The sequence below is a fragment of the Nitrosomonas sp. genome (assembly GCA_016703745.1).
Taxonomy (GTDB): Bacteria; Pseudomonadota; Gammaproteobacteria; order Burkholderiales; family Nitrosomonadaceae; genus Nitrosomonas.
The window spans coordinates 105693-123189 of record JADJBK010000006.1; the positions used below are offsets into that span (position 1 = coordinate 105693).

At 48.2% G+C, this 17497-nt stretch carries 15 protein-coding genes and 2 pseudogenes; 7 read left to right on the plus strand and 10 right to left on the minus strand.

Annotation, left to right across the window (positions count from 1 at the left end; genetic code table 11):
• Window positions 1-291: 291 nt before the first annotated feature.
• Window positions 292-1434, plus strand: coding sequence for a molecular chaperone DnaJ (locus IPG31_01595; GenBank protein ID MBK6617095.1), 1143 nt, complete (start codon window positions 292-294; stop codon window positions 1432-1434).
• Window positions 1435-1712: 278 nt separating this feature from the next.
• On the opposite strand, the gene IPG31_01600 is transcribed toward IPG31_01595, so the two are convergent.
• Complete coding sequence (locus tag IPG31_01600; protein MBK6617096.1) at window positions 1713-2000, minus strand: hypothetical protein; 288 nt, start codon at window positions 1998-2000, stop codon at window positions 1713-1715.
• Window positions 1987-2250, minus strand: coding sequence for an AbrB/MazE/SpoVT family DNA-binding domain-containing protein (locus IPG31_01605; protein ID MBK6617097.1), 264 nt, complete (start codon window positions 2248-2250; stop codon window positions 1987-1989). The genes IPG31_01600 and IPG31_01605 overlap by 14 nt, the downstream gene beginning before the upstream one ends.
• A 215-nt stretch (window positions 2251-2465) precedes the next feature.
• Here IPG31_01605 and IPG31_01610 point away from each other — a divergent pair, with 215 nt between their 5' ends.
• Window positions 2466-3830: an IS1182 family transposase gene (locus IPG31_01610; GenBank protein MBK6617098.1), complete on the plus strand. Its 1365-nt coding sequence runs from the start codon at window positions 2466-2468 to the stop codon at window positions 3828-3830.
• 313 nt (window positions 3831-4143) lie between these two features.
• On the opposite strand, the gene IPG31_01615 is transcribed toward IPG31_01610, so the two are convergent.
• From IPG31_01615 to rimO, 5 genes are all read right to left on the minus strand, one after another.
• On the minus strand, window positions 4144-5808 hold the full coding sequence (locus tag IPG31_01615; GenBank protein ID MBK6617099.1) for an adenylate/guanylate cyclase domain-containing protein: 1665 nt from the start codon (window positions 5806-5808) through the stop codon (window positions 4144-4146).
• The gene (locus IPG31_01620; protein ID MBK6617100.1) at window positions 5795-6670 is read right to left on the minus strand and encodes an HDOD domain-containing protein; all 876 of its coding nucleotides are present in this window, start codon (window positions 6668-6670) and stop codon (window positions 5795-5797) included. The genes IPG31_01615 and IPG31_01620 overlap by 14 nt, the downstream gene beginning before the upstream one ends.
• A gap of 300 nt (window positions 6671-6970) precedes the next feature.
• Window positions 6971-8353 (minus strand): uroporphyrinogen-III C-methyltransferase, encoded by a 1383-nt coding sequence (gene cobA / locus IPG31_01625; GenBank protein MBK6617101.1) that lies wholly within the window; start codon window positions 8351-8353, stop codon window positions 6971-6973.
• Between the two features lie 224 nt (window positions 8354-8577).
• Window positions 8578-9009, minus strand: coding sequence for an RNA polymerase-binding protein DksA (dksA, locus tag IPG31_01630; protein ID MBK6617102.1), 432 nt, complete (start codon window positions 9007-9009; stop codon window positions 8578-8580).
• 220 nt (window positions 9010-9229) lie between these two features.
• Complete coding sequence (gene rimO / locus IPG31_01635; protein ID MBK6617103.1) at window positions 9230-10588, minus strand: 30S ribosomal protein S12 methylthiotransferase RimO; 1359 nt, start codon at window positions 10586-10588, stop codon at window positions 9230-9232.
• 389 nt (window positions 10589-10977) lie between these two features.
• On the opposite strand from rimO, the gene IPG31_01640 reads away from it, so the two are divergent.
• Together IPG31_01640 and IPG31_01645 are read left to right on the plus strand one after the other, a co-directional pair.
• Complete coding sequence (locus tag IPG31_01640; protein MBK6617104.1) at window positions 10978-11688, plus strand: hypothetical protein; 711 nt, start codon at window positions 10978-10980, stop codon at window positions 11686-11688.
• 394 nt (window positions 11689-12082) lie between these two features.
• Complete coding sequence (locus IPG31_01645) at window positions 12083-13066, plus strand: NAD-dependent epimerase/dehydratase family protein (protein MBK6617105.1); 984 nt, start codon at window positions 12083-12085, stop codon at window positions 13064-13066.
• 219 nt (window positions 13067-13285) lie between these two features.
• On the opposite strand, the gene IPG31_01650 is transcribed toward IPG31_01645, so the two are convergent.
• Together IPG31_01650 and IPG31_01655 are read right to left on the minus strand one after the other, a co-directional pair.
• Complete coding sequence (locus IPG31_01650) at window positions 13286-13753, minus strand: hemerythrin family protein (GenBank protein ID MBK6617106.1); 468 nt, start codon at window positions 13751-13753, stop codon at window positions 13286-13288.
• A gap of 192 nt (window positions 13754-13945) precedes the next feature.
• Window positions 13946-14614: a transposase gene (locus tag IPG31_01655; protein ID MBK6617107.1), complete on the minus strand. Its 669-nt coding sequence runs from the start codon at window positions 14612-14614 to the stop codon at window positions 13946-13948.
• Between the two features lie 167 nt (window positions 14615-14781).
• Between IPG31_01655 and IPG31_01660 the strand changes: the two are divergent.
• From IPG31_01660 to IPG31_01670, 3 genes and pseudogenes are all read left to right on the plus strand, one after another.
• Window positions 14782-15079: pseudogene (locus tag IPG31_01660) on the plus strand (IS66 family insertion sequence element accessory protein TnpB).
• Window positions 15067-15417, plus strand: a complete 351-nt coding sequence (tnpB, locus tag IPG31_01665; protein ID MBK6617108.1) for an IS66 family insertion sequence element accessory protein TnpB — start codon at window positions 15067-15069, stop codon at window positions 15415-15417. Before IPG31_01660 ends, tnpB begins: the two are co-directional and overlap by 13 nt.
• A gap of 63 nt (window positions 15418-15480) precedes the next feature.
• A pseudogene (locus IPG31_01670) lies at window positions 15481-17097 on the plus strand (IS66 family transposase).
• 78 nt (window positions 17098-17175) lie between these two features.
• Here the strand turns inward: IPG31_01670 and IPG31_01675 are convergent.
• Window positions 17176-17472, minus strand: a complete 297-nt coding sequence (locus IPG31_01675) for an IS66 family insertion sequence element accessory protein TnpB (protein ID MBK6617109.1) — start codon at window positions 17470-17472, stop codon at window positions 17176-17178.
• Window positions 17473-17497 lie beyond the last annotated feature (25 nt).

A 17497-nucleotide genomic window follows, 5' to 3' on the forward strand; every position in this document is an offset into this window, starting at 1 on the left:
CGTATTGTTATCGGATAACTAAAGTCAGTAATTTTGTGTACAGCGCAACCGATACTCGCATAATCAATTCGCAGGCGCAATTCACGTCTTGCTGCATCGTTTGTTTTGAAGGCTGCGTCCATAATTCCCTACGGCGCTTGCAATCCAGATGTCATGCTAAATGGTACGCCGCTGTTCATATCAAAATCTCCAGTTTACTCACTCAAAGTCACGCATATTCTGTATGTAGTAAACTGTTACTGTAAACCATCTAATGTCACACTAACCGCAAAAGCCTGTCAGGAAAGCCCTATGTCCGCTAAAAAAATCGTCCATATCAAAATAGCACCTGCGCAAGCTGTGTTGTCACCTGCGCAAAAGAAATTCAACAATCTGATCAAAAAAATCGATGCGCAAAAACAACTATTGGCGGAATGGCAGGAAATGTTCGAGCGTTGCCGTCGTGACGCTATCGAGAAGCTGGCACCGTTAAAACAAAGCATGAAAGAACAGCAAACGGCGATGGTGCAACTGCTGGATCAGCAATTTACCAGCAATAAATTCACCAAAATCCAACAGGAAAAACTCACGTACCTCATCGTGGAACTCTGCGAAGAATTACTATGCGGTGACGATAATGCCGAATTAAAAGCCATGTATAACCAATACACGGAAAGCGATTACGATAACGAAGCGGCAAAAGAACAGGGCGTGGCAAACGAGTTCATGAAATCCATGTTTGAAAAAGAGTTCGGTGTAGATTTAGACGATGATGATATCGACCTGCAAAATCCACAGACAACCGCTGAACGTCTCGCTGCAAAAGTCAAACAGCTGGAGGCCGAAGCAGAAGCGGCCGCAGCCGCTCGCCCTCAACGCAAAAAATCCGCCAAACAATTGGCAAAAGAAGCCAGGGAAGCGGAAGAAGCTGCTAATGTCAGCAAATCTATCCAGGCTGTTTACCGCCAGCTCACCGGCGCCTTGCACCCCGACCGTGAGCAGGATCCCGTAGAGCGTGAACGCAAAACCGAGCTCATGCAGCAAGTTACAGTCGCTTACAGCAATAAAGATTTGCTGAAACTATTGGAATTACAACTCGCCGTCGAGCAAATCGATCAGAATAAACTCGGCAGCCTGAGTACCGAACGGCTCAAACATTACAATAAAATCCTCAGTGATCAACTGGCAGAATTGCAAGATGAAGTCATGCTTAAAGAAGAGCAAATCCGCATGATGTTGCAGCTTTCACCGTTTGAGCCGCTCTCTCCAAATCGCCTTGTGACGCTGCTCAAACACGACATTCAAGCCATGCAGGCAGAACTTAAGTGCATCCAAAACGATTTACAGGTATTTCAGGATGTGAGAAATCTTAAAGTATGGCTGAAAAACTTCCATTTGCCGGAGCCGGAATTCGAGTTTGACCCACTTCTCAATAGGTTTCCGCTGTTTCGTTAAGCATGTCAGTTGCAATTACGGCGACAATTACAGCGACAGTTTATTAAAGGCTATGTCATCGTTAATTGTTGGTCACTGCAAATAAACACTATTTATCATTTATAAACAAGCCATTAGCCAAAAAACCAATAATTGATATTTTTATTTAAATTCATTGGGTTACATGACAACCACTAACTAACGATGACATAGCCTTATTAAATATCAGGGCTATCTTCGGCATATTTACGAATTGCGTACTTTTCTGTCGCCAGTCGAAATCACCGACCAATCGGGAATCAGCCACAATCCGCCAGAAAACCCCGTTCTACCGCAGAAAATACCGTACTGGCCGAAGAAGCTGTAGCCTGGTTTTTGCGCATCGCGCGGAATATCAACAGTATTCCCGGCTGTGGCGCAACCTGGATTATCTTAAACGCAAACCGCAGCACCCATTCGGTTTCGAGAATGACGGTATCGCCGATAAATACATTCTGTTTCTCGAATAACTGATAGGCCTTTTCATACTGAGCCGCATCGTCCCGCGTCAATAAGCGGACTACGACATCGGTATCAATCGCAATCATCCAATTGCGCCTTCAGACCTTGGTTAATCGCACGTGCCATCTCATCAAGTGACTTAGCCTGTCCCTGATAAGCCAGGCAACCCGCCACGTCATCCAGATTCGTTTCGCTGAAAGGTGTTTTCGCCTTAAACAAAATGCCGTCACCCGTATCGATCACAGACAGCTCTTGACCCACTTGCCAATGATAGGCCGAGCGTAAATGCTTGGGGATAATCACTTGCCCTTTGCTGGAAAGCCTTGTTTTCTCCATAAAGACTCCCTTCATATAGTAAGAAATAAGTAAGAATATTAGAAACAAGAACAATCATTGTCAACGCATTTTCAAGAAACCGCGCAAATCGCAACAGGATGTTTTTGTTCATTTTGTGAATATTCTTATGGGTGTCTCTAGGAGTCTGTCGGACTTAAGGTGTCCCCAGAGTTAAATGTTAAAATATTGCCTTAGATAAACTTAAGCCAACTCTCATGAGCAAATTCAAAACCTGTGATCGTGATCAGTTATATCTTCTACCGCCCTCGATAGATGAATGGTTGCCGGAGAATCATTTGGCGCGATTTATCGTTGAGGTCATCGAGAAGATGAATCTCACTCGCTTGACGAATCATTACTCCGGCAAGGGGTCTGCTGCGTATCATCCGGCCATGATGTTGTCGCTATTGGTGTATGGTTATGCCACTGGTACATTTTCCAGTCGCAAGATAGAGCAGGCGACCCATGATTCAGTTGCATTTCGATTTCTCGCGGCCAATCAACATCCGGATCATGACACGATTGCCCATTTTCGCAAGACATTTCTGGTGGAACTGGAAGACTTGTTTGTACAGGTATTGGTCATCGCACAGGCGATGAAGCTGTTCAAACTGGGAAATATATCGCTGGACGGCACCAAAATAAAAGCGAATGCGTCGAAGCACAAAGCCTTATCGCATGGCCATATTGAGAAACTCGAAGCGCAGTTACACGAAGAAGTACAGTTTTTATTGAACAAAGCGGCGCAAACGGATGAACAGGAATCTGATAATGACCTTGATCTGCCAGCAGAACTTGCGCGCCGTGAACAGCGTCTTGAAGCTTTGGCGGCAGCGAAAGCCAAGATAGACGAGCGCGTCCAGGCGCGTGACCGTCAGGCACAGAAAGACTATGAAGACAAAGTCGCCCGCCGGGAAGCGCTGCGAAAAGCAGGACAGAAACCACACGGACGGGAACCCAAAGCGCCGGAAACCGGCCCCAGGACCAAAGATCAAATCAATCTCACCGATGAACAGTCCCGTATCATGCCCAGCGGCGATGGCTTCATACAGGGCTATAACAGTCAGTCTGCTGTCGATACCGAGAGCATGCTCATTGTTGCCACTGACCTGACCACTGAAACCAATGACAAGCAACGCGTCAAGCCAATGCTTGAAACATTGGAAAAGCTGGAAAACCAATTCGGCAAGCCCGATGCACTGTTGGCCGATAACGGCTACTTTAGCCAGGATAACGTCAAGGCGTGTGCCGAGCATGGCATTACTCCACTCATTGCGTTGGGACGTGAAGCGCATCATCTGCCCATAGCACAACGGTTACAGCCGGATGCTCCTGAACCTCGGACAGACGACCCCCTGGAAAGAATGGCGTATCAACTCAAAACACAATCCGGGCGTGAACTGTATGGCAAGCGTAAAAGCACTGTCGAACCGGTATTCGGTATTATCAAACAGGTATTAGGCTTTCGCCAGTTCCTGTTGCGGGGATTTCAAGCTGCGACGGGCGAATGGAAACTGGTTGCTATGGCTTACAATTTCAAACGAATACATACAATGGCAGCAACAATGGTCAAAGGATAAAGAAAATCTTTGACCAGCTGGAAATTGAATGAAAAACAATGGTGAATAAATATTCGGTTTTACTCGAATGTGCAGCAAAGAACATTTAGCGACTAAATATTGAAGCTCGTTTTCTGCATACGCCTCGCTAATTTATCCTATCCGACAGACTCCTAGAAATTCAAAGTTTTAAACAAAACGAGGCGCGAACAAAAAATGTTGACGCCGCATATAACTGATATGTAAGTAAATATTTTTTGTGAGTAACAAAGTGTTGTGACAAAATCTGGATTTTTTAGAGATGCCCTTATATTTCGTATCGCTCCACGCTTTTTTAGGTGTGGCCGGTTGCTGGGTGAGCATAGCAGACCGTTTGCAACCGGCGTTTTCCTCTGAGGTTGACGGTAAAAACACTGCCATATTGAATTTCGGAATGGTTTTCTGCGCCAATTGCGTCATGGAGTTCCTGGCTGATCAGTACTTCTCCGGGCTGGCAAATTTTTTCCAAACGCGCAGCGGTATTGACTACATCGCCGATCGTTGTCCAGTCAAGCCGACCGGGAGTGCCAACATTGCCAATGACAACCTTTCCCCAATGAATACCAACTCTCAGCAGCAGTAATTCTTTACCGGCTTTCATGCGCATGTTATTGATATCCACTGCGTGTTTCTGCATTTCCAGTGCACACAGCACTGCGTTACGAGGTTTCCTGAAAAGTGCCATTACGCAGTCCCCCATAAATTTGTCAATATGTCCACCAAACTGGTTGGTTATTTTGGAAATCCTGCCAAGGATAGAGTTCAGGGTGTGAATGACGGATTCCTCGTTTTCATTGTTTTCGACATAGGTCGTAAAACCAACAATGTCGCAAAACAGTACAGCGAGAAAACATTCCTCATTGGTTAGCTCGTTGCCACCCAGACGAATAACTTCGCGAGCTTTTTGCTCGACCAGTTGTGGTACATAGTTGCGAGTGATGTTATGCACCCGTGCTTCGTTCAATATTGAGCCTTCAGCAAGGGAGTCTGTGAATTTCTGTTCCAGGGAGACGATCTGCCACAAACTGCGAATCGATGAATCTGCGTGGCGATAGCCGCTGACATTAAACATAACAAAGAAAATACCCGATTGGCATGAAAACTTGATACGAACGCGGTAATTCTCAAATGTGCCATCGGTCGATTCAAGTACGCTTCCCCAAATGACATCATTGTAGAAATGCGCAGGAATGACTGTAGCAAAAGTTTCGACAGCGGCAAAGGTGGTTTCCAGCTTTAAAGCTTGCAACAAACTGGGAGAAATTGACAGCACTTCACCCGCGCTGGAAAAAATGATCAGACCATAGCTTAGCCGGGTAAAAATGGTTTGTAGTTTCTCGAATTCACTGGATGCATCGAGTAATTCAGGATAACCCGGCAGAACAGCGTGTAACGATTGTGCCGCAAGCGAATCATTTCGCGTCAGGCAAGCGACTGCATAAGCTGAGTCAGCCTCTCCAGAGGCGCGTTTGGTGAGGACAAATCCAATGGCCTCAGCCAGCTTTTTATCCAGATAAGCCGCCTGCTCACAACAGGCTGGATAAGAGATGGATACCAGGGTATGAGCCGCTTTGGGAAAAGTTACGGTAATCTGGAAGTTATTTTCTCTACAAATGTTTTCAAGATTGCGGTCGCCATGTGTATTCAGTTCATTTTGCAGTAATGTGGTCAGCTCATCTGGTATATCAGCATCGATGCCAAGATCACGTTTGATAACCTGCTGAAATACCTGCTGGTGCATGGTTTTAACCAGATTGGTGACCAGTTTGTGTAGTAACAGTACAGTGGAATCGAGTAGGCGAGGGCAGTTAAGTTGCTGGAGTGAATAGGCGATATTCTGTTCAAGCGTGACCCAGATGTTCTGCTTTAATGACGTGATGACAATCGGTGGAAAGATTGATTCATCCGCCTCATCTAACGAGGTATCAATAGCCTTCACATTGGTTTTAGTGTTGATCATGTGCACAATACTGAAAAATTTCGTTATCCATCAGCGTTTGTAGATAGGTTGTCTCAAGTAGAGAATCAATTAATTCTTCCATCAGGCCATAAACTGATAAATGCGCCTTCAAAATTTCCGGCTCCAGCGGATTTGCGCCAATTCCTATTCCCTTGACATAGGTATTGGCAACCGCCAGGCAGAGCAAAACCTTGTTTTCGGCTTGTTGACTGGAGAGTTGATCGAGATTGGTGCCTACATAAAGGGAGAATTGCGCTGGCAATCGCCATTCGTGTACTGCCTGTAAACCGATTTGGCGATGGTCAGTGCCAAGAAATAGCTGCTCCGCCTCTACACTGGAACAATTGTGCTCCAGTGTATAACCCAGAGCCTGCATATACGCTTTGCGGGCATGTGAGAAAAGCAGTACTTTGCCGATATCATGAACCAGACCTGCAACAAAGGCTTCCTCGCATTGTGCTGCTTCACCCAGTTCAAGACACAGGTTGTAACTGGCGATTGCGGTCAGCAATGAATGATGCCAAATGTGCTTGCACACCAGGGTATTTTTACTTTTGGAAAATACCGAGCGGGAGAAAGCCAGAATTACCAGTGAGCGAATGATATTGATGCCCAGCAGGCTGATTGCAATTGGTAGCGTGCGAATAGGTTGACTGCGGTTATAGATTGGGGAATTGGCAACACGCAAAATAAATGAAGCTACTGCCTGATCTGCGCGCAACAGGAAATCCATCTCCCTGAAACAATTGGGTGAAGTCTCGTCTATTTCGATGATTCTGGCGATAATTTCAGGTTGGGTTGTTTTTATATTCCTGAAATCAATCAGAGTATGTGTGGTTTCGTGAATATCCGCAGCAATCATTATCGAGCCATTTCCCTATTCAGGCAGCCGTTGCATGCCTGAATTTGAATCAGCATGAAACGTATGTTTAAACGTCAGGCAACTTTTCCAGAGCCAGAAAGCAAGCAGATGATTCTTGTTCCTGCTGCTGCTTCTGGAAATGCTTGATAGATAACATAACGGCAAATGGACGTGACGCTTGAGAACGCCTGGATGACAACAGAACAGTGATGCCAGACTGTCAACCGGTAATAACTCTGGTGTGTCGATATCTTGGGTTAATGCATAGTCTGGTCAGGAATAACGCATTGCCCGGTTGGTTCATTCAGGCTTTTCCGGATGAAACCAGTTCAGTTTCTCACGGAGGGCGACTACTCCGCCGACAATGATCAGGGTGGGGGGGTTGGGCTTTTCGATTTGCACGATTTCGGGCAGTGTCGCCAATGTACCGGTATAAGTGCGCTGATTTTGAGTGGTTCCCTGCTGCACAATTGCGGCCGGCGTGCTTGCCGGCAGACCATGTGAAATAAGCTGGGTGCAGATTGTTTCAAGACCATGCAGGCCCATGTAGAACACGATGGTCTGGTTGGGGCGCGCGAGCCTTTCCCAATCGAGATGGGTTGTGCCATCCTTCAGGTGTCCGGTGACAAAAGTGCACGACTGCGCGTAATCACGGTGTGTCAGTGGAATACCTGCGTAACTGGCGACACCAGATGCGGCGGTGATGCCGGGTACGATCTGGAAAGGTATGCCATGCGCAGAAAGCGTTTCGATTTCCTCGCCACCGCGTCCGAAGATGAATGGATCCCCTCCTTTGAGACGAAGTACACGCTTGCCTTCCCGTGCCAGTCGCACCAGTAGCACATTGATTTCCTCCTGTGGCAGGGTATGATTGTTGCGCTGTTTTCCAACATAGATACGTGTCGCATCACGCCGTGTCATTTCGATAATGGGTTGGGATACCAGATTATCAAAAACCACGACGTCTGCCTTCTGCATCAGACGCAAGGCGCGGAAGGTCAGCAGATCTGGATCACCAGGTCCCGCGCCTACCAGATACACTTCACCACATGGCTGTTTATCTCTATTTTTCAACTGATCGAACAGCATGGCTTCCGCACCGACCTCATCGCCTGCCAGTACTTTCTCGGCGATAGAACCCTCCAGCACGTTTTCCCAGAAAATGCGCCGCATGGCCGGTTCAGTAATGCCCGTTTTGACCGCGTGACGTAATCGTGCGCAAAATACAGTCAGGCGACTATAACCCTGTGGGATCAGAGTTTCCAGCTTGCCGCGCAGCATTCGGGCTAATACAGGTGAAGCGCCGCCGCTGGAAAATGCCACCATCAACGGTGAACGATCCAGAATAGACGGCATGATGAAGGTGCATAAATCCGGATGGTCAACCACATTCACCGGAATATTTCGTGCACGCGCCAGTTCCGAGACTTCGCGGTTAACCATATGATCATCTGTTGCAGCAATAACCAGAACGACGCCATCCAGATGGCCGGGTTGAAATCGCTGCGCTACGCGCTCAATACCCATTAGACTTGTCAATTCTGCTGAAAACTCGGGCGCAACCATCTTGACCACCGCCCCCGCATCCACCAGCACGGACGCCTTCCGTTGCGCAACCTCCCCCCCGCCGATTACCAGACACAGACGGTCTTTGACCACCATGAAGATGGGCAAAAAATTCATAGCGAATCCTTTAAGTTTGCTTGTGATCGTAATATCTTCCCCTCATCCCTATCAGGAGCGATTTCTAATAGGGGTGAGGGAAAATTTATCAGAGTACAGAAAAAATATAGCGAGGATGATCAGGCAAAGTATCAACCAGAAAAAGCAGCGGGCTGATAGCCATCACTATACATTAACCAGTTAAACGTCTTGCGTCTTGCGGGTTGAAGCAGGCAGGTATGGGTTTATTTTGCCATCTGCTTTTCGCGAATTTCCTCTAAAGTTTTGCAATCAATGCAAAGTGAAGCCGTGGGTCTGGCCTCAAGCCGTTGCAAACCAATGTCCACGCCGCATTTTTCACAATAACCATATTCATCTGCATCAATTTTAGCAATTGTTTCATTAATTTTTTTGATCAATTTACGCTCACGGTCACGATTCCGCAGCTCAAGAGTCATATCTGATTCCTGACTGGCCCGGTCATTTGGGTCGGCGAAAATAGTGGCATCTTCCTGCATGACATGAACAGCCCGATTAATTTCCTCGCTTAGCTGGTCACGTTGTTTCTCCAGAATCTGACGAAAATGCAGTAATTGTTCCGGGGACATATATTCTTCACCTTTTTTGGGTTGGTACGATATCGTGACTTTTTTTGACGGCTCTAATTGTGTACCCATTTCTACGGGTCTCCTATTTTACGAAATAATGGTCTTTGAAACCTGTTGGATCAGGAATCAGCATCCCCTGTGAGAATAGTTGATTCTGCCAAGGTTAAGTTATCAACATATGAATAAATAAAAGGTAGAGATCAATACCAGAAAAACGCGACGATATCAAGCGGATTTTGCTGCGTTAGCGCAAAGTATCTATTGTCATGAAAGCATGATTAACCTGGCTTCAGCACGTAGTCGTCGTTTGCTCGCCCCACAGGTCATGTGTATCCGCTTTGACAATTCGTACTTCAATCTGATCTCCAGCTTTCAATGCCTGTCCCTGGTCAATATAAACCAGTCCATCAATTTCTGGCGCGTCAGCGTAACTTCTGGCCGTCGCCATACCATGCTCGTCAGTTGAATCTACCAACACTTGCAGTACCTTACCAATTTTAGCGGTCAGTCGTTGTTGACTGATTGTTTCCTGATGCTGCATGAACAATGCCAGCCGTTCCTGCTGCAATTCCGGGGAAATATGATCTGGCAAGTGGTTAGCCGCTGCACCTTCAACTGGGGAATACATAAATGCGCCAACCCGGTCAAGCTGTGCTTCTGTCAGAAAATCCAGCAATTCATTGAATTCTGATTCGGTTTCTCCTGGAAAGCCCACTATGAAAGTGCTGCGAATGGCCATATCAGGGCAGAGGCTGCGCCAATTGCGTATGCGTGCCAAGACATTCTCACTGTTAGCCGGTCGTTTCATGAGTTTCAGAATTCGTTGACTGGCATGCTGAAAAGGGATGTCGAGATAAGGCAGCAAACTGCCTTCCGCCATCAATGGAACCAGTTCATCAACATGTGGATAGGGATAAACATAGTGCAGACGCACCCAGATTCCCAATTCTCTCAGAACCTCTGCCAAATCGGTAATCCGTGTGCGTACGGGCCTGCCTTGCCAGAAACCAGTGCGGTAACCAGTATCTACGCCATAGGCGCTGGTATCCTGCGAGATGATCAGTAATTCCTTAACACCAGCATCAACGAGATTCTGTGCTTCCTGCAGCACATCGCCAACCGGACGGCTGACCAGCGCTCCTCGCATACTGGGAATAATGCAAAAGGTGCATTTATGGTTGCATCCTTCTGAAATTTTCAGATAGGCGTAGTGCCTGGGTGTTAACTTAATTCCCTGTGGCGGAACCAGATCCATATAAGGGTCGTGCGGTTTGGGTAAATGCTGGTGTACCGCTTCCATCACCGCTTCTGTCGCTTGCGGCCCGGTTACCGCCAGCACGCTGGGATGCATTTGCCGCACGATATTCCCTTTTGCACCCAGACAGCCCGTGACAATCACCTTGCCATTCTCGGCCAATGCCTCACCAATTGTTTCAAGGGATTCTGCGATGGCACTGTCGATAAAACCGCAGGTATTAACGATCACCAGATCAGAATCGGCATAACTGGGTGAAATCAAATAGCCCTCGGCACGCAGGCAAGTTAAAATTCGTTCCGAATCAACCGTCGCTTTGGGGCACCCGAGTGAGACAAAGCCAATACGTGGAATTTTTGGGGTTAAGCGTGGAGAGACGGAAACAACTGTCATTGGAAATCCTGTCAGAAATTGGGTTGGACGAAGCCGCTACGCGGAGAAAGGTGGTTGGACTTCAACGTTAATTTTAAAATGTAACCCCACCCTGCTGTACATGCAGCCGACTTCTCTTCACCAGAATACGAGGTTACTTCGCTATCACACCATTTTTTCCAGAATCTTTCAAGCATAATTAGTGTCCACCCGAAAACTCCATTTTCGCCACCAATCTTTTACCCAAAAAAAGTTTCAGGCTATTCGCCGGTATCTTGAATTTCATGCGTTTTCCTGGCGTGCACGTTTGATATCAAGGTTGCAGGGTTGCGAGGTATGGTTTAGCATATTTTCCGCCCGCTATAGAATTGTGTAGAGGGGATTTTTCAAAAACAAAGGAGACATGCAAAATGAATAATAAATTATTTTCAGCCTTGCTAGTTGCAATGGTATGTGGTCTGCTGTCTGGGCCGGCTATGTCGGAGATTGTTCCCGGAACAAGTCTGAATGTTGATTTTCATGCTGGCCACGTGATCGGCTCCGGGCGCAACATCAATATGCTGCGCGTCCCGGTAACGGATATCGATACCGGCCAGACCACGCTATATGATGCGTCGTTCAAATTTACCTTTTTGCCCAATCAGGGGTTTGTGTTCGAGGAAATCTCCTCGGTTGCATTGTCCCAACCCGTGCAGACAATCGCGAGCATCCGCACCGGGCTTTACAGGACCCAAGGCGGTATTTGCTATTTGCTGGAAGGCCCGACGATTCTAAATGACAGCCGTTCACTCTACACAATCCGGGGCATTGGACCTGGCGGCTCAGGTTGTAGTAATGCTTTAGATAATTTTACCGCACAAATTGTGTCCGGTCCTGCTGCGGGACATCCCGATATTGGCGACAGGGATATCGTGCCTAATTTAACAGCCAACTGGTCGTATGGATTTGTCTCTGGGAGAGCTTCATTTAGTACCCCAACAATCAATTTTAATTGGTTACAAAATAATCTGTTTGGCATCCGCCAAAGTGGCGAGCAGTTGATTGTTGGGTTGTTCAGCGAGGGCAGCGCAGATTTCAAGGATCCTAGAGAAACCGCTATTCTGACCCGAATCCCTGAATAGCCGCTCAGAATCAATAGCAGCGGTGACCGTAACCGGATGACAGCCTGGCAGGATATCAGCATCAAGGCCAGGCTGTCGTCACAATTACAGTGAATTACGGTGGCAGTTTGCTAAATATGCCATATCATATTGTCGGCATGGCTCGCTTACCTCGTATTGCGATGCCCGGTTATTCGGTTCGGAGGATTAGATCGAAAAGTTAACAGCAATGACTGGCCGTGGACTGAGGGCGAAGAAACGCAGCCTCAAAAAAACAAAGAGTGGGAGCTAAGTGTGTTTAGTAAACTGTCACCGTAATTCACCTCCACAAACGAACTTCATTCGAAGGAGCCCTCATGCGCATCGTCCGAAATAACCGGATGACAATAGGTTCAGAGTATCAAAGTATTCTGTCATGAAATCTCTCATCACAGGCGCAACGGGTTTTTTAGGTTCAGCAGTTATGCTTTGCCTGCTGAAAGCGGGGCATGAAGTACGGCTCTTGATCAGACCCAACAGCGACCGGCGCAATATCGATAACCTGCCAGTTGAAATTTTTGAAGGCGATTTGCGTGATCGGTGCTCGCTGGAAAAGGCAGTTGAAAGCTGCGATTATCTTTTCCATGTTGCTGCGGATTACCGTCTGTGGGTACCTGATCCTCAAACCATGTACGACATCAACGTACACGGTACCGAAACACTAATCATTGCCGCCGCCAATGCCGGATTGAAACGTATTATCTATACCAGCAGCGTCGCAACCCTGGGACTGACAACTAATGGAACGCCAGCCGACGAAGAAATACCCGTCACCCTGAAACAGATCAATGGTCACTATAAAAGATCAAAATACATTGCAGAACAGAGGGTTAAAGACTTGATACGGCAGCATCAATTGCCCGTGGTCATCGTCAATCCATCAACACCAATCGGCCCGCGCGATATTCGACCAACACCGACTGGACGCATCGTTCTGGATACCCTGCATGACAGAATGCCTGCCTATCTAAATACCGGCCTGAATATTGCACATGTCGATGACATCGCTCAGGGTCATCTGCTGGCATGTCAGTATGGAAAAACAGGCGAACGCTATATCCTCGGTGGCGACAATATGTCCCTGCTGGAAGTGCTGGAAACGCTTGACGATATTATCGGTCAGCGTAAAAAACGTATCAATCTGCCGACGAATCTTATGCTTCCCATCGCATGGTTCATGGAACAAATCGCAGCTATCACTCATAAGGAACCCAGAGCTACGCTGGACAGCATTCGCATGGCAAGAAAAATGATGTTTTTTACCAGTGAGAAAGCAATTAAGACATTAGGTTACACATTCCGCCCGGCTCGGTATGCACTTGAAGACGCTGTACGATGGTATCAAAATCATGGTTACTGAATTAACCGCATGGCGAAATTGCTTTTGACCAACGCTGTTTATCCTATCTCGCGTCAATTATCTTGGCCGCTTTGACGACAATTATGATGGCCGGTTGAGTTTATTAGCTACTTCATGATTTTTTCTGGTTTTTCCTCCTATAACTTTCACTGTCGATTTCGATGATGGTTGCGTCCGGATGCTGAATGTCTAAGCTTGAGTACAAACAAGACAACAGCCTTAATCCGGTGTAGAAACCTGTGTGATAATCGTTTGTAGATACTCGGGGTAAATTAACTCAGCTACAGGCCGGTCTGTGGCACTATCAACGTGTTTGGCTAATAGCTGATCGTGATGCGCGATGTGATTGGTTAACCAATCAGAGAGAAAATCGAGTACGTCTTCAGGAAACTCCTGGTGCAAAGTAAGTTTACTCGTCATGTTGTTTAATTCCACCAGTAGGTGGGTATGAATTGCTATGTGTCCTTCTATTCTAGGATAGTTTGTTTCATACATAAGATTTTCTTCGCTTGTAAAATGAAATTTTACGTACTGTTTAACTTCTTGAACGATGCGTGAAACTGATGCTTCAGACTCACGAGTCTTGATAGCTACGTCGAGCTTGCGAAAAAGCATGACTAGCAGGCGGTGTTCTGCATCAATAAGAGAATGGCCTGTTTCGTATGATTTTTTCCACTGGATATACATACACTAACTTCCTTATTAGGTTTTGGTTATAAGCATAACTTCAGCTTTAATATCTATTAAGACCAGCTATTTGATTATAAAATTATGTCAACAACTTGTCGTTAAGAACAAGATATGAATTTAGCTTTATTTTTATGACTTATTTTGTGTATTTTACAGTCTGTAATTACGGTGACAGTTTACTAAATATACTTAACTCCCGCCCTTTATTCTTTTGGGGCCACGTTTTTTCGCTTTAAGTTCACGGCCAGTCATTGCCGCTAACTTTTCGACCCAATCCTCCGAACCCAAGGGTCGCCCCGTTGTTTCTGACTGACGAAGTCTTTTGTATACCTCGGCAATATTTTCCTGAGCAAGAAAGGTAGCGAAATCACCATAACGATCCAGCACAGGCGCAACCTTGACTAACTCGTTGTCCTGCGCTGACAGGTGACTGGCAACACTTGACCAGCGCCACGCTTCTGCCCGTTCAACCAACCCGGCACGAACCGGGTTCATCGAGACGTATCGCACGGCATGCATCAGGTGTTCCTCATCCATCACAACCGAGCTAAATCGCCCTTGCCATAAATGCCCTGTCACCCGCAGGCGGGCATTTATATATCCGGTATAACGCCGATGGGCATCGGCAAAAGTGCGGCGTAATCCATCTTCATCCGAGGGAACAACAATGATATGCACATGATTGGGCATGAGGCAGTAACACCAGATCTCTGTTCCGGCCTTTCGGGCTGCTTCTCCCAGCAATGCCACATAAAGCTCGTAGTCACCATCTTCAAAGAATGTTGGAGCACGGCGATTGCCACGCTGTGTCACGTGATGCGGATAGCCGGGAATGACAATACGAGGTATGCGAGCCATGCCGGTAGCATAGCATAATTAGTATATTCAGTAAACTGTCACCGTAACCCTGTCACCGTAATTCGTAATTCCCACCGTAATTCCACGTAACCGTCCAACGCTCCCATCTACGCAATCACAATTTTCTGGATTATTCTCCTCTGCATTACCTTACAGGAGGATAAGCCATGGCATTACAGGATGATAAGCAAAAGCATATCAGCAACTGGCAAACGAGCGGTTTGTCGCAGGCAGCCTATTGCCGGGCGCTCGGGTTGAATGCGAAGACGTTTGGGAATTGGTTGCGCGCTCACCGGCGTGGGCGCGATGATATCAAGCTGCCAGCCTTGATTCCGGTTACGATCAAGCCGACAGCGGCGTCAGTGGAAGTATTGCAGCTTCGCTGTCGCGGTACGCATGTGCTGGAATTACCACTGAGCGTTTCCCCCGCGATGGCTGGGAGAATTGCTGTCATGTCTGGGTTGATTGCGCACGCGGGTAAGATCTGGCTGGCGGTCGATCCGGTGGATATGCGTCGCGGCATGGATGGCTTATCGATGATTGTGCAGCAGGTATTGGGTCACCCGCCCTGCGCGGGTTCGGCGTTCATATTCTGCAATCGCGCGGGCAATCGCATCAAGGTCTTGCTGTGGGATGGCACGGGGGTGTGGTTATGTCAGCGCCGCCTGCATCAGGGGCGGTTTGTCTGGCCGAGGCAGGATGCGGCGTGTGTCGAGTTAGCGCTATCGCAGTGGGAATGGTTGATTGCCGGCGTAGACTGGCGGCGTTTATCGGCGCGGCCACAATGGCATTTTCAGGTGTAGAAAATATGTAATAGTTGTTTATTAACAGGCGGTTGATTGCGATTTCGTGGTATAATTCATCTCATGAATTCACTGGCGCAACTGGATCAACTCAACCTCGATACGGCCACCAAACAACAGGTGGTCAATCTGGTTCAGGCATTTCAGCTTGATCTGACCCAGCAAACACAGCAGACAGTTTATGCGCTGGAACTCAAGATTTAGGCGCTCACCCTGGAATTGGCGCATCTGCGCCGTATCCGATTTGGCAGGAAAAATGAAGCGTTGTCTGCCTTGTCACCCAGGCAGCTTTCTTTGTTTGAAGAATCGGCGCTGACCGATATCACGGCCATTGAGGCTGAAATCGAACAGATCAACAGCACACCAACCCCCAATGCCACCAAAGTGCCGCGTACCCGCGCCGGTCGTCAGCCGCTGCCAGATCACCTGCCGCGCATCGAACACCGGCATGAACCCGCATCCTGCCAATGTGACCGATGCGGTTGCGATCTGACTAATATCAGAGAAGACATCACCGAGCAGCTTGACGTGGAACCCGCCAGATTCTTCGTTCATCGCCACATTCGCCCACAGTACGCCTGCAAATCCTGTGAAACCATCACGGCAGAACCCGTGCCACCGGCAGTCATCGATGGCGGCATGGCCGCCCCGGGCCTGCTTGCCTGGGTGATGACAAACAAATACCTGAATCACCTGCCACTTTATCGCCTGGAGCAGATTGCTGCCCGTGACCAGGTCACGCTGCCCCGTTCCACCCTGGCCGAATGGGTAGGCCGTACCGGCGTAGCCCTGCAACCATTGGTCGATCGCCTAACCTGGCATCTACTGCAGGGCAACACGCTGCATGCCGATGAAACACCAGTTGTGTTGACACCAGTTGCACAATTGGAACCCGGTCGTGGCAAAACCCGTAAAGCTTACCTGTGGGCCTACCGCAGCAATGACCTTGAACCCGGGCCGCGTATCATCGTCTTCGACTATCAAGCTGGCCGTAGCGGTCAGCATGCGCGGCACTTTCTGCAAAATTGGCAAGGACACCTGATGGTCGATGACTATGCTGGGTATAAAGCACTTTTTTCCACAGCCACATCGCCTTGCGTCGAATTGGCGTGCTGGGCGCATGCGCGACGCAAATTCTTTGACCTGTACCAGGCCAATGCCAGCACGATGGCATTGGCAGCGATACAGCGCATCAGCGTCTTATACGCAATCGAAGCAGAAGGCAAAGACCTGAGCATCGAAGATCGTCTGCAACTGCGGGCAGACAGAAGCCTGCCCGCACTGCATGCATTGCATGACTGGCTGATGCAAACCCGTAGCCAGACCGCAAATGGCGGCGGCTCCGCCAAAGCACTCGACTATACCCTCAGACGCTGGCCAGGTCTCATCCGCTACGCACAAACCGGCTCTCTTCCGATCGACAACAACCCGGTGGAGAACACCATCCGCCCGATCGCAATCGGCAAAAAGAATTGGCTATTCACCGGATCGGAACGTGCCGGTCAACGCGCCGCTGCCATTCAAACCTTGTTCGGTACCGCGCAACTCAACAAACTCGATCCCGCCGCATGGCTTGCAGACACCCTCGCCAGACTACCGACCTGGCCCAATAACCGCATCGATGAATTGCTGCCACTTACACCAGCGTTCATTCAATCACTTAAACAGCAGGAAAGATAGATGGGAGCGTTGGACGGTTACTGCCGCGACGCATATCCACCGGATCGACCGCCAGCCAGATTTTACCCGCGTGCGCAATCAACCCAGACATGACAGCAATTCTCCCAACCATCGCGGGGAAACGCTCAGTGGTAATTCCAGCACATGCGTACCGCGACAGCGAAGCTGCAATACTTCTACTGACGCTGCTGTCGGCTTGATCGCAACCGGAATCAAGGCTGGCAGCTTGATATCATCGCGCCCGCGCCGGTGAGCGCGCAACCAATTCCCAAACGTCTTCGCATTCAACCCCCGCGCCCGACAATAGGCTGCCTGCGACAAACCGCTCGCCTGCCAGTTGCTGATATGCTTTTGCTTATCATCCTGTAATGCCATGGCTTATCCTCCTGTAAGGTAATGC

What these genes read in the sequence shown, in the direction of transcription:
- IPG31_01595 (MBK6617095.1), top strand. Translation starts at nt 292, where the DNA reads ATGTCCGCTAAAAAAATCGTCCATATCAAAATAGCACCTGCGCAAGCT.
- IPG31_01600 (MBK6617096.1), bottom strand. Translation starts at nt 2,000, where the DNA reads ATGATTGCGATTGATACCGATGTCGTAGTCCGCTTATTGACGCGGGAC.
- IPG31_01605 (MBK6617097.1), bottom strand. Translation starts at nt 2,250, where the DNA reads ATGGAGAAAACAAGGCTTTCCAGCAAAGGGCAAGTGATTATCCCCAAG.
- IPG31_01610 (MBK6617098.1), top strand. Translation starts at nt 2,466, where the DNA reads ATGAGCAAATTCAAAACCTGTGATCGTGATCAGTTATATCTTCTACCG.
- IPG31_01615 (MBK6617099.1), bottom strand. Translation starts at nt 5,808, where the DNA reads ATGATCAACACTAAAACCAATGTGAAGGCTATTGATACCTCGTTAGAT.
- IPG31_01620 (MBK6617100.1), bottom strand. Translation starts at nt 6,670, where the DNA reads ATGATTGCTGCGGATATTCACGAAACCACACATACTCTGATTGATTTC.
- cobA (MBK6617101.1), bottom strand. Translation starts at nt 8,353, where the DNA reads ATGAATTTTTTGCCCATCTTCATGGTGGTCAAAGACCGTCTGTGTCTG.
- dksA (MBK6617102.1), bottom strand. Translation starts at nt 9,009, where the DNA reads ATGGGTACACAATTAGAGCCGTCAAAAAAAGTCACGATATCGTACCAA.
- rimO (MBK6617103.1), bottom strand. Translation starts at nt 10,588, where the DNA reads ATGACAGTTGTTTCCGTCTCTCCACGCTTAACCCCAAAAATTCCACGT.
- IPG31_01640 (MBK6617104.1), top strand. Translation starts at nt 10,978, where the DNA reads ATGAATAATAAATTATTTTCAGCCTTGCTAGTTGCAATGGTATGTGGT.
- IPG31_01645 (MBK6617105.1), top strand. Translation starts at nt 12,083, where the DNA reads ATGAAATCTCTCATCACAGGCGCAACGGGTTTTTTAGGTTCAGCAGTT.
- IPG31_01650 (MBK6617106.1), bottom strand. Translation starts at nt 13,753, where the DNA reads ATGTATATCCAGTGGAAAAAATCATACGAAACAGGCCATTCTCTTATT.
- IPG31_01655 (MBK6617107.1), bottom strand. Translation starts at nt 14,614, where the DNA reads ATGGCTCGCATACCTCGTATTGTCATTCCCGGCTATCCGCATCACGTG.
- tnpB (MBK6617108.1), top strand. Translation starts at nt 15,067, where the DNA reads ATGTCTGGGTTGATTGCGCACGCGGGTAAGATCTGGCTGGCGGTCGAT.
- IPG31_01675 (MBK6617109.1), bottom strand. Translation starts at nt 17,472, where the DNA reads ATGGCATTACAGGATGATAAGCAAAAGCATATCAGCAACTGGCAGGCG.